The following is a 14,260-nucleotide window of genomic DNA, read 5'->3' as shown; positions in this document are numbered from 1 at the left end:
CTATAAAATCAGTGCTTAATTTGCACCCAATAGGTAAGGGTGTTAAAAATTTGTTTGCTAGCGAAAACTACAATTATAAAACTGGACACGCGAGTGTTCAGCATCTCATAACGACATCTTACTTACCCCCTCCTTCTCGGAGGGTTTTTTTTACCTATTTTTCAAGAGTCTAAGTCATTAATCAACTGACATGTTGTCTCAATAAGCTCACGTGCAATTGTGCCTTTAGGTGCCACTGGTGGCATGCTATCTGGGTGGAACCAGCAAGCATCGCTAAGCTCACTGTAATCAGGCTTTAAGCTGCCTGATTGATAATCCGCAAGAAAGCCCATCATCATACTGGATGGGAACGCCCACGGCTGACTCCCAAAGTAGCGAATATTAGTGACATCAATGCCAGTTTCCTCTTTCACTTCACGCGCCACACATTGCTCTAAGGTCTCCCCTACTTCTAGGAAGCCTGCAATAACGGTATACATACCATTACGATGTCTTGGATGCTGGGCGAGCAACAACTGATTTTCTTTACGAACCGCAACGATGACACAAGGAAAAATTCTTGGGTAATGTAATGTACGGCAATCGCCACATTGCATAGCGAGTTGATTATGATTCAGGTGATTTCGTCCACCACATTGAGAACAAAAGCGCATTGTTTGACTCATATGCCCATATTGAACTGCCTTGCTCATTAACAAAAACAGAGGCTCAGGAAAGTGGAGGCACTCTCTCAATGAAGTGAGTTCGAAATCAGCATCAATATCCGCTTCGTTGAGCCACATGACTGGCGAATTCTGATAACGACCGATCTCTATCGCTTGCTCAATCGGCAGTGGAAAATCATGACGCGTTCCTTGTGGCAGTTCACCATCAACCAACCAAAGATCGCTTCCTGATACAATACACCAATAAGCATCTTTCATACGGTTTATGTCACCTTTATTTAACATTGCCCTTCCTCATCACTTGCAGTTCAACCATTTTACTGGCAATCTAATTTCATACCAGAGTTTGTAGTAAGGCAATTTTCTGGCTATAAATTCTAGTAAGGACAAGAGGTTGTATCTCTAGAACAGCTTTGTTACTACAAAGCGTAATGATCACCGGAGTGTGATCCGATCATGAGGGCATGGTCATGCTAAATAAATTCAAACAAACGCAAGAACAATGGGGTGGCTCAAGCGAGGTCATCGATCATTGGTTGGAAACTCGTCAGGAACTTATCGTCGAGTATTGTAAGTTGGCCGCACTTCAGCCATCGTCAACTAAATCATCTCTTTCATCATTACCGACATCAGAAGAACTACAAAACTTCTGTCAACACGTCGTTGATTATATCTCTGAAGGTCATTTCAAGATTTACGACATGGTGATGGATAAATGGCGCTCAACAGGCTTTGAGGCCACAGATGACATTAATCATACTTATGCCAGAATTGTGCTGACGACTGAGCCACTATTAAATTTTACTGACAAGTATGCTGCAGTTAGCGAAGAAGATACGTTAGACAGCTTTGATAGTGATTTATCGTTAATTGGGGAAATCATCGAAGTTCGCTTTGAAGTGGAAGATGAACTGATACAGCTTATTGCGAATAGTCTCGCCGTTCCGCCTGGCGCATAGCGAGAAACGACATGCACTTTGAAGGTTGACGTGCTCGCGTCGACCTTGTGGTGTTTTATCGCCCTCTCCCCAATACTACACTAGATTACCTACTCTCTCCGTCGTCGAATACCTCTCACGTAGTCCTAAAGAATAAGGTACGAAAAGTTAGTGCTCTCCAAAGAACAAAAAAGGCACCCGTAGGTGCCTTTTATCATTTCAACTTTTAACGATTACTCGTCAGAAAGCTTACTCTTCAGAAGAAAAGCCAGCATTAAGAAGTGCTGCAAGGTTGTCAGTCGCTTGTTCAGCTGAAGGACCTTCTTGCTCTTCTACACGCTTAGCTTGACGCTCTTGGTGGTACGCGAAACCAGTACCTGCTGGGATTAGACGACCAACAATTACGTTTTCTTTCAGACCACGTAGCTCATCACGCTTACCAGAAACTGCTGCTTCTGTTAGTACGCGCGTTGTCTCCTGGAACGATGCCGCAGAGATGAACGACTCAGTTGCTAGAGATGCTTTAGTGATACCTAGAAGGTCACGTTCAAAACGTGCAGGCTCTTTGCCTTCAGCTTCTAGATTACGGTTAGCAATCTTAACATTGTGATATTCAACTTGCTCACCAGGTAGGAACTCAGAGTCACCTGCGTGTGTAATAGTACACTTACGTAGCATCTGACGAACGATAGTCTCAATGTGCTTATCGTTAATCTTAACGCCTTGTAAACGGTAAACTTCTTGTACTTCGTTAGCGATGTACTGAGTTACTGCGTGGATACCACGTAGACGTAGAATGTCATGCGGAGTCTCTGGACCGTCTGCAATAACATCGCCACGTTCAACCTTCTCACCTTCGAATACGTTAAGCTGACGGTGCTTAGGAATCATCTCTTCGTAAGCGTCTCCGCCTTCACGAGTGATAACTAGGCGACGTTTACCTTTCGTCTCTTTACCAAAGCTCACAGTACCTGTGTGCTCAGCAAGGATCGCAGGCTCTTTAGGCTTACGAGCTTCGAATAGGTCAGCTACGCGTGGAAGACCACCGGTGATATCTTTGTTACCGCCAGACTTCTGAGGAATACGTGAAAGTGTATCACCCACACCTACTTCTGCGCCGTCTTCGATGTTAACGATAGCTTTACCAGGTAGGAAGTAGTGAGCTGGCATATCAGTACCAGGGATCATTACGTCTTTACCTTGCTCATCAACAAGTTTGATAGCTGGACGCATATCTTTACCTGCAGATGGACGAGCTGCCGCGTCTGTTACTTCGCTTGAAGATAGACCTGTTAGGTCATCTGTTTGGCGAGATACAGTTACACCGTCAATCATGTCTACGAACTGGATGCGACCTGCCACTTCAGTGATGATTGGCATGGTGTGCGCTTCCCAGTTAGCTACAACTTCACCCGCAGTTACTGCGTCGTTGTCTGCTTTGCTTAGCATCGAACCGTAAGGAAGTTTGTGCTTCTCTTTAGTACGACCGAACTCATCAATGATAGTTAGCTCAGATGCACGAGACGTGATAACTAGCTTCTTATCTTTGTTGATTACGAACTTAGCGTTGTGTAGCTTAACTGTACCCGTTGTTTTCGCTTGGATGCTGTTCTCTGCTGCTGCAGTAGATGCCGCACCACCGATGTGGAACGTACGCATCGTAAGCTGTGTACCCGGCTCACCGATAGACTGAGCAGCGATAACACCAACTGCTTCACCTTGGTTAACTAGGTGACCACGTGCTAGGTCACGACCGTAACACTGTGCACAACAACCGAAGTCAGTATCACAGGTAACAACAGAGCGTACGCGCATGCTGTCAACTGAGTTCTCTTCCATGATCTGACACCACTTCTCATCAATTAGAGTGTTACGTGGGATCAGAACATCTTCAGTACCTGGTTTCAGTACGTCTTCAGCAACTACACGACCAAGAGCTAGTTCAGTAAGAGCAACCTTAACATCACCACCCTCGATGTGAGGCATCATGTCAACGCCTTCGTGAGTACCACAGTCGTGTTCAGTAACTACAACGTCTTGAGCAACGTCTACTAGACGACGAGTTAGGTAACCCGAGTTCGCTGTTTTCAGTGCCGTATCCGCAAGACCCTTACGAGCACCGTGCGTTGAGATAAAGTACTGAAGGACGTTTAGACCTTCTTTAAAGTTCGCAGTGATCGGCGTTTCGATGATTGAACCATCTGGACGCGCCATCAGACCACGCATACCTGCTAGCTGACGAATCTGAGCTGCAGAACCACGAGCGCCCGAGTCAGCCATCATGTAGATGCTGTTGAATGACTCTTGTTGCTCTTCTTCACCGTCACGGTTGATAACCGTTTCAGATGATAGGTTCTCCATCATCGCTTTCGCTACGCGATCGTTGGTCGATGCCCAAATATCGATCACTTTGTTGTAGCGCTCACCCGCAGTTACAAGACCAGATTGGTACTGTTCTTGAATTTCGCGAACTTCTGCTTCCGCTTCTTCGATCTCAGTGTACTTAGCTGCTGGAACAACCATATCGTCGATACCAACAGATACACCAGAAAGTGCCGCGTAAGCAAAACCTGTGTACATGATTTGGTCAGCGAAGATTACCGTGTCCTTCAGACCAAGCTTACGGTACGCTTCGTTAAGTAGGTGAGAGATTTGTTTCTTACCTAGCTTTTGGTTAACGATGCTGTACGGTAGACCTGCAGGAACGATTTGCCATAGCATTGCACGACCGATAGTTGTATCAACCATCTTAGTCTCAGTAGTGCTATTGCCATCTTCGTCTACAACTGTCTCAGTGATACGAACTTTAACGCGAGCGTGTAGCTCAGCAGTCTTAGTGCGGTATGCCTTCTCAGCCTCAGCTGGGCTAGCAAGGTACATACCTTCGCCTTTCACATTGATCTTGTCACGAGTCATGTAGTAAAGACCCAATACAACGTCCTGAGAAGGTACGATGATCGGATCACCTGACGCTGGCGACAGAATGTTGTTTGTCGACATCATCAGAGTACGTGCTTCAAGCTGTGCTTCTAGAGTTAGAGGCACGTGAACCGCCATTTGGTCACCATCGAAGTCGGCGTTGTATGCCGCACACACTAGTGGGTGTAGCTGAATCGCTTTACCTTCGATTAGTACTGGTTCGAACGCCTGGATACCTAGACGGTGAAGTGTAGGTGCACGGTTCAGTAGTACTGGGTGTTCACGGATTACTTCGTCTAGGATATCCCAAACAACCGCTTCTTCACGCTCTACCATCTTCTTAGCAGCTTTGATTGTAGTCGCAAGACCACGAGTCTCTAGCTTGCTGTAGATAAATGGTTTGAATAGCTCAAGTGCCATCTTCTTAGGAAGACCACACTGGTGTAGACGAAGGTATGGACCTACTGTGATTACAGAACGGCCAGAGTAGTCTACACGTTTACCTAGAAGGTTCTGACGGAAACGACCTTGTTTACCCTTGATCATATCAGCAAGAGATTTCAGAGGACGCTTGTTCGAACCTGTGATCGCACGACCGCGACGACCGTTATCTAGAAGCGCATCAACAGACTCTTGCAGCATACGTTTTTCGTTACGTACGATGATGTCCGGAGCAGCTAGCTCTAGAAGACGCTTCAAACGGTTATTACGGTTGATTACACGACGGTAAAGGTCGTTCAGATCAGAAGTCGCAAAACGACCGCCATCTAGTGGTACTAGAGGACGTAGATCTGGCGGAAGTACCGGAAGCACAGTTAGGATCATCCACTCAGGGTTGTTACCTGATTGAACAAACGCTTCAACTAGCTTCAGACGCTTAGTGATCTTCTTACGCTTAGTCTCTGAGTTAGTAGACTGAAGCTCTTCACGCATCTCTTCGATTTCAGCAGGCAGATCCATAGACGCAAGTAGGTCTTTGATCGCTTCCGCGCCCATCTTAGCTGTGAATTCATCACCCCACTCTTCTAGACGATCCAGATACTCTTCTTCAGTAAGCATCTGAGATTTTTCTAGATCAGTCATACCTGGTTCAGTTACTACATACATTTCGAAGTAAAGAACACGTTCGATATCACGTAGAGGGATATCCATTAGTAGACCGATACGAGACGGTAGCGATTTTAGGAACCAGATGTGAGCAACTGGTGATGCAAGCTCGATGTGGCCCATGCGGTCACGACGAACTTTAGTTTGTGTAACTTCAACGCCACACTTCTCACAGATAACGCCACGGTGTTTTAGACGCTTGTATTTGCCACAAAGACATTCGTAGTCTTTTACTGGACCAAAGATACGCGCACAGAACAGACCATCACGCTCAGGCTTGAACGTACGATAGTTGATCGTTTCTGGTTTCTTAACTTCACCGAAAGACCATGAACGGATCATGTCTGGTGAAGATAGACCGATTTTGATTGCATCAAATTCTTCGGTCTTATGCTGCGCTTTTAGAAAGTTTAATAAGTCTTTCACAATCAGCTCCTGTAAGGAGTTAAAAGGAGCTCACCCGCAAAAGTGAGCACCTTCTACCAAATAATCGCTTTTGATTCTCTTAACCTCAGTCAAGAGAGAAAGGATTACTCTTCGTCTTCTAGCTCGATGTTGATACCTAGCGAGCGAATCTCTTTCAACAGTACGTTGAACGATTCTGGCATGCCAGGTTCCATGCTGTGGTTGCCATCTACGATGTTCTTATACATCTTAGTACGGCCGTTAACGTCATCTGACTTAACTGTTAGCATTTCTTGAAGCGTGTAAGCAGCACCGTATGCTTCTAGTGCCCATACTTCCATCTCACCGAAACGCTGACCACCGAACTGAGCTTTACCACCAAGTGGTTGCTGAGTTACTAGGCTGTACGAACCGGTTGAACGAGCGTGCATCTTGTCATCAACAAGGTGGTTTAGTTTCAGCATGTACATGTAACCAACAGTTACAGGACGCTCAAACTGGTCACCCGTGCGACCATCAAACAGCTTAAGCTGACCAGATTCTGGTAGGTCACCTAGTTTTAGTAGCTCTTTGATTGACGATTCGTTTGCACCATCAAATACTGGAGTCGCGATCGGTAGACCACCACGTAGGTTCTTGATCAGCGTGCGAACTTCATCATCAGATAGAGACGCAATGTCTACTTTCTGACGAGTATCACCAAGATCGTAAACCTTCTGTAAGAAGTCACGGAACTTAGCTAGCTCTTGCTGCTCTTTCACCATTTGGTTGATCTTGTCACCAATACCTTTCGCTGCCAGACCTAAGTGTACTTCTAGGATCTGACCGATGTTCATACGCGAAGGTACACCCAGTGGGTTAAGTACGATGTCTACAGGCTGACCTTTCTCATCGTATGGCATGTCTTCAACAGGGTTGATCTTAGAGATTACACCCTTGTTACCGTGACGGCCCGCCATCTTATCACCAGGCTGGATGCGACGTTTAACCGCTAGGTAAACCTTAACGATCTTCAGTACGCCAGGGGCTAGATCATCACCTTGTGTGATCTTACGACGCTTAGTTTCAAACTTCTTATCGAAGTCTGCTTTTAGCTCGTCCCACTGTTCAGCAAGCTGCTCAATCTGTGATTGTTGAGCGTCATCTTCAAGCGTTAGCTCTAGCCACTTCTTACGATCAATCGCATCAAGTTTAGCTTCAGTGTAACCGCCATCGATAAGTACAGCTTTAACACGGTTTAGAAGGCCACCCTCAAGAATCTGGAATTCTTCAGTAAGGTCTTTCTTCGCTTCTTTAAGCTGCATCTGTTCGATTTCTAGTGCACGTTTGTCTTTTTCAACACCGTCACGAGTAAATACTTGAACATCGATGATCGTACCTGATACAGAGTTTGGTACGCGTAGAGACGTATCTTTAACGTCTGACGCTTTCTCACCGAAGATAGCACGTAGTAGCTTCTCTTCAGGAGTTAGCTGAGTTTCACCTTTAGGCGTTACTTTACCTACAAGGATGTCACCGCCTTTCACTTCCGCACCGATGTAAACGATACCTGACTCGTCTAGTTTAGACAGAGCAGATTCACCTACGTTTGGAATGTCAGCTGTGATTTCTTCAGCACCAAGCTTAGTATCACGCGCCACACAAGATAGCTCTTGAATGTGGATAGTCGTGAAACGGTCTTCTTGAACTACGCGCTCAGATACTAAGATCGAGTCTTCGAAGTTGTAACCGTTCCAAGGCATGAATGCGATACGCATGTTCTGACCAAGTGCTAGCTCACCAAGGTCTGTTGAAGGACCATCAGCAAGAACATCACCACGTGCAACAGGTTCACCTGGCATCACACATGGACGCTGGTTGATACACGTATTTTGGTTAGAACGAGTGTATTTAGTTAGGTTGTAGATATCGATACCTGCTTCACCAGGAATCAGCTCATCTTCGTTAACTTTGATAACGATACGAGAAGCATCTACAGACTGAACCATACCACCACGTTTAGCTACTGCTGTAACACCAGAGTCAACTGCGATGTTACGCTCGATACCAGTACCAACTAGAGGCTTGTCAGCCTTAAGTGTTGGAACTGCCTGACGTTGCATGTTCGCACCCATCAATGCACGGTTCGCATCATCGTGTTCTAGGAACGGGATAAGCGATGCTGCGATAGATACAACCTGGTTAGTTGCAACGTCCATGTAATCAACATGTTCGCGTGGGTGTAGGCCAGATTCACCTTTCTGACGAGCTGTGATTAGCTCTTCAGCAAATGTGCCTTCTTCAGTAAGAACAGTGTTCGCCTGAGCGATAACGTACTGACCTTCCTGAATAGCAGATAGGTAATCTACTTCGTCTGTTACTACGCCATCTACAACACGACGGTATGGAGTCTCGAGGAAACCGTACTCGTTACAACGTGCAAACGCAGATAGAGAGTTGATCAGACCGATGTTTGGACCTTCTGGCGTTTCGATAGGACATAGACGACCGTAGTGAGTTACGTGTACGTCACGTACTTCGAAGCCGGCACGTTCACGAGTTAGACCGCCAGGACCCAATGCAGAAATACGACGCTTGTGCGTTACTTCTGATAACGGGTTGTTTTGGTCCATGAACTGTGAAAGCTGTGAAGAGCCAAAGAATTCTTTAACCGCAGCAGAGATCGGCTTAGCATTGATTAGGTCTTGAGGCATGATTGCATCAAGATCACCAAGGCTTAGGCGCTCTTTAACAGCACGTTCAACACGTACTAGACCTACGCGGAATTGGTTTTCTGCCATTTCGCCAACAGAACGGATACGACGGTTACCTAGGTGGTCGATATCGTCCACTTCACCGATGCCGTTACGGATAGCGATAAGCTTCTTCATCACTTCAACGATATCAGTTTCGTCAAGTGTGCCTTGCTCTTGAGCATCTTCACGTTCGATAGAGCTGTTGAACTTCATACGACCAACAGTCGATAGATCGTAACGCTCTTCAGAGAAGAATAGGCTTTCGAATAGTGCTTCAGCAGCTTCTTTCGTTGGCGGCTCGCCCGGGCGCATCATGCGGTAGATTTCTACCAATGCAGAAATACGATCAACAGTGCTGTCGACACGTAGAGTTTCTGACATGAATGGACCGTGGTCTAAATCGTTAGTAAATAACGTTTGTAGAGACTTGTGGCCTGCCTGTGAAAGGTTAGCTAGAGCTTCTAGGCTGATCTCTTGGTTTGCACCAACAATGATCTCGCCTGTTGCTTCGTTGATGTAGTCTTGCGATGCTACTTTGCCTACGATGTACTCAACTGGTACTTCGATATGCTCAACGCCATCTTTTTCAAGTTGACGGATGTGGCGCGCAGTAACACGACGACCAGTCTCAACGTAAACCTTACCATCTGCTTCGATATCGAATGACGCAGTTTCACCACGTAGACGATCAGGAACCAACTCCATAAGAAGAGTTTGATCTTTAACTTCGAAGTTCACCTTCTCGAAGAAGATATCCAGGATTTCATCAGTCGTCTTACCTAGTGCGCGAAGGATGATTGATGCTGGAAGCTTACGACGGCGGTCAATACGTACGTACAGGTTATCCTTAGGATCAAACTCGAAATCAAGCCATGAACCACGGTAAGGAATAACACGTGCATTGTATAGAACTTTACCTGATGAGTGGGTTTTACCCTTATCGCTGTCGAAGAATACACCTGGGCTTCTGTGCAGCTGGGATACGATAACCCTCTCGGTACCATTGATAACGAAGGTACCATTGTCTGTCATAAGCGGAATTTCGCCCATGTAGACTTCTTGTTCTTTAATGTCTTTTACAGTACCTGCTGGCGCGTCTCTATCAAAGATCACTAGGCGTAGTTTTACGCGTAGAGGTTTTGAATAAGTTACGCCGCGGATTTGACATTCTTTAACGTCAAAAACTGGCTCACCAAGACGGTAGCTAACGTATTGCAGCTCGGAATTGCCGTTGTAGCTCTGAATCGGGAATACAGAACGGAAAGCAGCTTCTAGACCGTATTGACCTTCAGGATCCTGTTCGATGAATTTTTCGAACGAATCGAGCTGGATCGATAGCAGGTATGGAATGTCCAAAACTTGTGGACGAGTACCAAAGTCCTTACGGATGCGCTTTTTCTCGGTATAAGAGTAAACCATGGGGTTCCTCAGCTCGCTGATAAGTGACCCAAACTGTCTCCAATAGTTATGAGACAGTGACTAACATCTGTTTGATTGTAGTGACATATCATTAAGAGCTAATGACATGTTTTTTGCTAGGAACTTGGGTGCTCAAACAGCGGAAAAATCACCCAACCCCTACAGCGCAAAAAGGCCGGTGGTTAAAAAACCACCAGCCATTAGCCGTTAGGCTAAGAAACTATGCAATAATTACTTAACAGTAACACTTGCACCAGCTTCTTCTAGCTGAGCTTTAAGAGCTTCAGCTTCAGCTTTCTCTACGCCTTCTTTTAGAGGTGCAGGAGCTGAGTCTACAAGACCTTTAGCTTCTTTAAGGCCTAGACCTGTTGCGCCACGTACTGCTTTGATTACAGCAACTTTGTTGCCGCCAGCAGATTCTAGGATTACGTCAAATTCAGTTTGCTCAGCAGCAGCTTCGCCGCCAGCAGCGCCGCCAGCTACAACAGCAGCTGCAGCAGATACGCCGAATTTTTCTTCCATAGCTTCGATAAGCTCAACAACTTGCATTACAGACATTTCTGCAACTGCGTCTAGGATTTGCTCGTTAGTAATAGACATAACAATTCTCTTTTAAGTCAACAATAAGTTTAATTAGCAACCAGTTTAAAGCAAGGCTTATGCCGCAGCTTCTTCTTTTTGGTCGCGTAGTGCAGCGATAGTACGTACCAGCTTGCCTGCAGAAGCTTCTTTCATGCACATCATTAGGCGTGCAATTGCTTCGTCGTAAGTTGGTAGTGTCGCTAGTACTTCAGCATCAGTAACCGCGCCTTCAAATGCAGCAGCTTTGATCTCGAAATCTTTGTTCTCTTTAGCGAAGTCTTTGAAAAGACGCGCTGCAGCACCTGGGTGCTCATTAGAGAATGCGATTAGAGTAGGACCAGTGAAAGTGTCTGTTAGACACTCGTAGTCTGTACCTTCAACCGCACGGCGTGCTAGAGTGTTGCGAACAACTTTCAAGTAAACACCAGCTTCACGAGCTTGTTTACGTAGAGAAGTCATTGCGCCTACTTCAACGCCACGAGAATCAGCTACAACTGCAGAAAGTGCACCACTGGCAGCTTCGTTGACTTCAGCAACAATTGCTTTTTTGTCTTGAAGGTTTAAAGCCATCTTGGATTTACTCCTGGTTGTCGTTACACCACTCACTATTATCACAACAGTGAGAGCTATTGAGGTGCTTCCCAGAAGAAAGTTAACTATATAAATAGAGCTTTCTGTCAGTTCGGGCACCATCTACGTAGGATGATTAAGTCTATTTATAAAACAGACACCTACGGTCTTGGACGGAGACTGGGTCATAATTCAGACTAAATTCTTAACGAATTTAATGAACCAAAGTTCAGCCCCAACCACAAATATTAGGCGCAGAATTATACACTAATTCCACGCCTAAGCAAATATATTAGTTTGCTAGAGTGTTCAGGCTACCCTGATCAACAGCAACACCAGCACCCATTGTAGTAGAGATGCTAACCTTCTGAAGGAATGTACCCTTAGCAGAAGACGGTTTAGCTTTCTTAAGAGCAACTAGAAGTGCTTCTAGGTTCTCTTTGATCTGCTCAGCAGAGAAGTTTGCTTTACCGATTGTAGTGTGGATGATGCCGTTCTTGTCGTTACGGTAACGAACCTGACCAGCTTTAGCGTTCTTAACCGCTTCAGCAACGTTAGGAGTTACAGTACCAACTTTAGGGTTTGGCATAAGACCGCGAGGACCTAGGATAGTACCTAGTTGACCTACAACGCGCATTGCATCTGGAGAAGCAACAACTACGTCAAAGTTCATTTCGCCTTTCTTAACTTGCTCAGCAAGATCTTCCATACCTACGATGTCTGCGCCAGCTTCTTTAGCTGCTTCAGCGTTTGCACCTTGAGTGAACACTGCAACGCGGATGTCGCGGCCAGTACCGTGAGGCAGTACAGTTGCACCACGTACGTTCTGGTCAGATTTACGAGCATCGATGCCTAGGTTAACAGCAACGTCAACAGACTCAACGAATTTAGCAGTTGCTAGTTCTTGAAGAAGAGCTACAGCTTCGTTGATTTCGTATTCTTTAGTTACGTCAACTTTTTCGCGGATTACGCGCATGCGCTTAGTTAGTTTAGCCATCTTATTAACCCTCTACCACTAGGCCCATTGAACGAGCAGTACCAGCGATTGAACGCTTCATTGCTTCGATGTCAGCACCAGTCATATCAGCAGCTTTAGTTTCTGCGATTTCTTGGATTTGAGCGTCAGTTACAGTACCCACTTTTTCAGTGTTTGGACGACCTGAACCAGACTTAACGCCAGCAGCTTTCTTAAGAAGAACAGCAGCAGGTGGAGTCTTAGTTACGAACGTGAAAGAACGGTCGTTGTATACTGTGATAACAACTGGAGTCGGTAGACCTTTCTCAATAGATTCTGTTTTTGCGTTAAACGCTTTACAGAATTCCATGATGTTCACACCGTGTTGACCTAGTGCAGGACCAACTGGTGGACTTGGGTTCGCCATACCAGCAGCAACTTGTAGCTTGATGTAAGCTTCAACTTTCTTAGCCATGATTTTTCCTAATTTTGGGTACAAACGCTAATCGGCTGATCAGCTCCCCGTTGATGTAAATACTTTTTACTTTCGCTAAAACTTTCATTTCAGCCAAAATAATAAGGCGCGAAATTATAGTCATAATCCGCGCCCTAGACAACCCTATTAAGGTGTTTTTTTAATCAAGTTTTTCTACTTGACCAAATTCAAGCTCAACTGGTGTTGCACGACCAAAGATCGATACAGACACTTTTACGCGGCTCTTATCGTAATCCACTTCTTCAACAGTACCGTTGAAGTCAGCGAATGGACCGTCAGTAACACGTACCACTTCACCCGCTTCGTACATGGTACGAGGACGAGGAGCTTCACTTGCTTTCTCTAGACGGTTAAGAATCGCGTCAGCTTCCTTATCAGTGATAGGAGCTGGACGGTCAGAAGTACCACCAATGAAGCCCATGACACGCGGCACACTGCGTACTAAGTGCCATGATTCATCGTTCATGATCATCTGAACTAGGACGTAACCAGGGAAGAATTTACGCTCAGATTTACGACGTTGACCTGCGCGCATTTCCACTACTTCTTCAGTAGGGACTAAAACTTCACCAAATAGCTCTTCCATGCTATGCATTTTGATATGCTCGCGAAGAGACTGAGCTACACGACCTTCAAATCCAGAGAAGGCTTGAACCACATACCAGCGTTTTTTTGGAGCTTCACTCATGAATAAAAACCCTCTATACCCCAGTTATTAGAGCAACAAGACGAACCATGATGCCGTCAATGCCCCAAAGCACTAGAGCCATTACAATACTTACAGCTAAAACGATCAAAGTTGTTTGCATAGTCTCTTGGCGTGTAGGCCAAACTACTTTGCGCACTTCCATGCGAGATTCTTTAGCAAAATCGATCGCAGCTTTACCCTTAGTTGTTGTAGCAGCAACACCAAGTGCCGCAGCAATTAGCACAACAACACCTGCAGCGCGAACTACTACAGACATTTCACCATACAGGTAATTACCCACAACAGCGGCAGCTAGCAGAGTAAAAGTGACGATCCACTTGAAGATATCTGCGCCATTTGAGCTATCAGGAGTTTCAGCATTATTAGCTTTCATAAAACCAACCTGTCACAAGTCTTAATATAGACGAAAACAACCCCGCCGTTGCAGGGCAAATCCATGAAACGTCAATCTTAATCGATCGACGTACTCTTTTATTGATCAAGCCGCAATGTCTTGAACAAAAAATCCTGCTTAATGCCAAGTTGAATAAGAAAACAACAGACATTTTATTTAGTGCAGAAAAAGGGCATCAAATGATGCCCTTTTTGCTACTGGTTCGTCAAATCTTATTCAAGATTTTTCCGAAGTCTTTAGCTAATTCGTAAGAATTAAGCGAAGATCTTAGCAACAACACCAGCACCAACTGTACGGCCACCTTCGCGGATTGCGAAACGTAGACCTTCGTCCATCGCGATTGGTGCGATTAGCTCAACAGTCATC

The 14,260-nt window shown here is 45.5% G+C and carries 11 protein-coding genes; 1 reads left to right on the top strand and 10 read right to left on the bottom strand.

The genetic code is table 11. The features are described from left to right. Positions 1-161 precede the first annotated feature (161 nt). The gene (nudC, locus tag GVO60_RS21385; protein ID WP_159657695.1) at positions 162-950 is read right to left on the bottom strand and encodes an NAD(+) diphosphatase; all 789 of its coding nucleotides are present in this window, start codon (positions 948-950) and stop codon (positions 162-164) included. Between the two features lie 179 nt (positions 951-1,129). Between nudC and rsd the strand changes: the two genes are divergently transcribed. Beyond that, positions 1,130-1,624, top strand: coding sequence for a sigma D regulator (gene rsd / locus GVO60_RS21380; protein WP_159657693.1), 495 nt, complete (start codon positions 1,130-1,132; stop codon positions 1,622-1,624). Positions 1,625-1,852: 228 nt separating this feature from the next. Here rsd and rpoC read toward each other — a convergent pair whose 3' ends face one another. The 9 genes from rpoC to GVO60_RS21335 form a co-directional block, all read right to left on the bottom strand. Then, a complete protein-coding gene (gene rpoC / locus GVO60_RS21375; RefSeq protein ID WP_159657691.1) occupies positions 1,853-6,055 on the bottom strand; it encodes a DNA-directed RNA polymerase subunit beta' in 4,203 nt (1,400 codons plus the stop codon). A gap of 104 nt (positions 6,056-6,159) precedes the next feature. Then, entirely contained in the window at positions 6,160-10,188 is a 4,029-nt protein-coding gene (gene rpoB, locus GVO60_RS21370) for a DNA-directed RNA polymerase subunit beta (RefSeq protein WP_159657689.1), read from the bottom strand. A gap of 231 nt (positions 10,189-10,419) precedes the next feature. Beyond that, complete coding sequence (gene rplL / locus GVO60_RS21365; protein WP_159657687.1) at positions 10,420-10,788, bottom strand: 50S ribosomal protein L7/L12; 369 nt, start codon at positions 10,786-10,788, stop codon at positions 10,420-10,422. A 57-nt stretch (positions 10,789-10,845) separates the two neighbouring features. Then, positions 10,846-11,340 carry a 50S ribosomal protein L10 gene (gene rplJ / locus GVO60_RS21360; RefSeq protein WP_159657685.1) on the bottom strand — a complete coding sequence of 165 codons (495 nt, stop codon included), beginning with the start codon at positions 11,338-11,340 and terminating at the stop codon, positions 10,846-10,848. A 292-nt stretch (positions 11,341-11,632) separates the two neighbouring features. After that, on the bottom strand, positions 11,633-12,337 hold the full coding sequence (rplA, locus tag GVO60_RS21355; protein ID WP_159657683.1) for a 50S ribosomal protein L1: 705 nt from the start codon (positions 12,335-12,337) through the stop codon (positions 11,633-11,635). Between the two features lie 4 nt (positions 12,338-12,341). Then, positions 12,342-12,770: a 50S ribosomal protein L11 gene (gene rplK / locus GVO60_RS21350; protein ID WP_008078231.1), complete on the bottom strand. Its 429-nt coding sequence runs from the start codon at positions 12,768-12,770 to the stop codon at positions 12,342-12,344. Between the two features lie 160 nt (positions 12,771-12,930). Next, complete coding sequence (nusG, locus tag GVO60_RS21345; protein WP_004415884.1) at positions 12,931-13,479, bottom strand: transcription termination/antitermination protein NusG; 549 nt, start codon at positions 13,477-13,479, stop codon at positions 12,931-12,933. A 13-nt stretch (positions 13,480-13,492) separates the two neighbouring features. Then, complete coding sequence (gene secE / locus GVO60_RS21340; protein WP_159657681.1) at positions 13,493-13,873, bottom strand: preprotein translocase subunit SecE; 381 nt, start codon at positions 13,871-13,873, stop codon at positions 13,493-13,495. Between the two features lie 275 nt (positions 13,874-14,148). Beyond that, positions 14,149-14,260: EF-Tu C-terminal domain-related protein (locus tag GVO60_RS21335; RefSeq protein WP_010435560.1), on the bottom strand; the 112-nt coding region annotated here is incomplete at its 5' end.

This window comes from Vibrio atypicus (genome assembly GCF_009811315.1).
In the GTDB taxonomy this organism is placed as follows: Bacteria; Pseudomonadota; Gammaproteobacteria; order Enterobacterales; family Vibrionaceae; genus Vibrio; species Vibrio atypicus.
The sequence above is the reverse complement of the archived record's forward strand: the minus strand, read 5'-3'. Positions and strand labels throughout refer to the sequence as shown.

Bases quoted from the DNA above. Each gene is read 5' to 3' on its own strand.
- rsd (WP_159657693.1), top strand. From the start codon at position 1,130: ATGGTCATGCTAAATAAATTCAAACAAACGCAAGAACAATGGGGTGGC.
- rplL (WP_159657687.1), bottom strand. From the start codon at position 10,788: ATGTCTATTACTAACGAGCAAATCCTAGACGCAGTTGCAGAAATGTCT.
- rplK (WP_008078231.1), bottom strand. From the start codon at position 12,770: ATGGCTAAGAAAGTTGAAGCTTACATCAAGCTACAAGTTGCTGCTGGT.
- secE (WP_159657681.1), bottom strand. From the start codon at position 13,873: ATGAAAGCTAATAATGCTGAAACTCCTGATAGCTCAAATGGCGCAGAT.
- rplA (WP_159657683.1), bottom strand. From the start codon at position 12,337: ATGGCTAAACTAACTAAGCGCATGCGCGTAATCCGCGAAAAAGTTGAC.
- nudC (WP_159657695.1), bottom strand. From the start codon at position 950: ATGTTAAATAAAGGTGACATAAACCGTATGAAAGATGCTTATTGGTGT.
- nusG (WP_004415884.1), bottom strand. From the start codon at position 13,479: ATGAGTGAAGCTCCAAAAAAACGCTGGTATGTGGTTCAAGCCTTCTCT.
- rpoB (WP_159657689.1), bottom strand. From the start codon at position 10,188: ATGGTTTACTCTTATACCGAGAAAAAGCGCATCCGTAAGGACTTTGGT.
- rplJ (WP_159657685.1), bottom strand. From the start codon at position 11,340: ATGGCTTTAAACCTTCAAGACAAAAAAGCAATTGTTGCTGAAGTCAAC.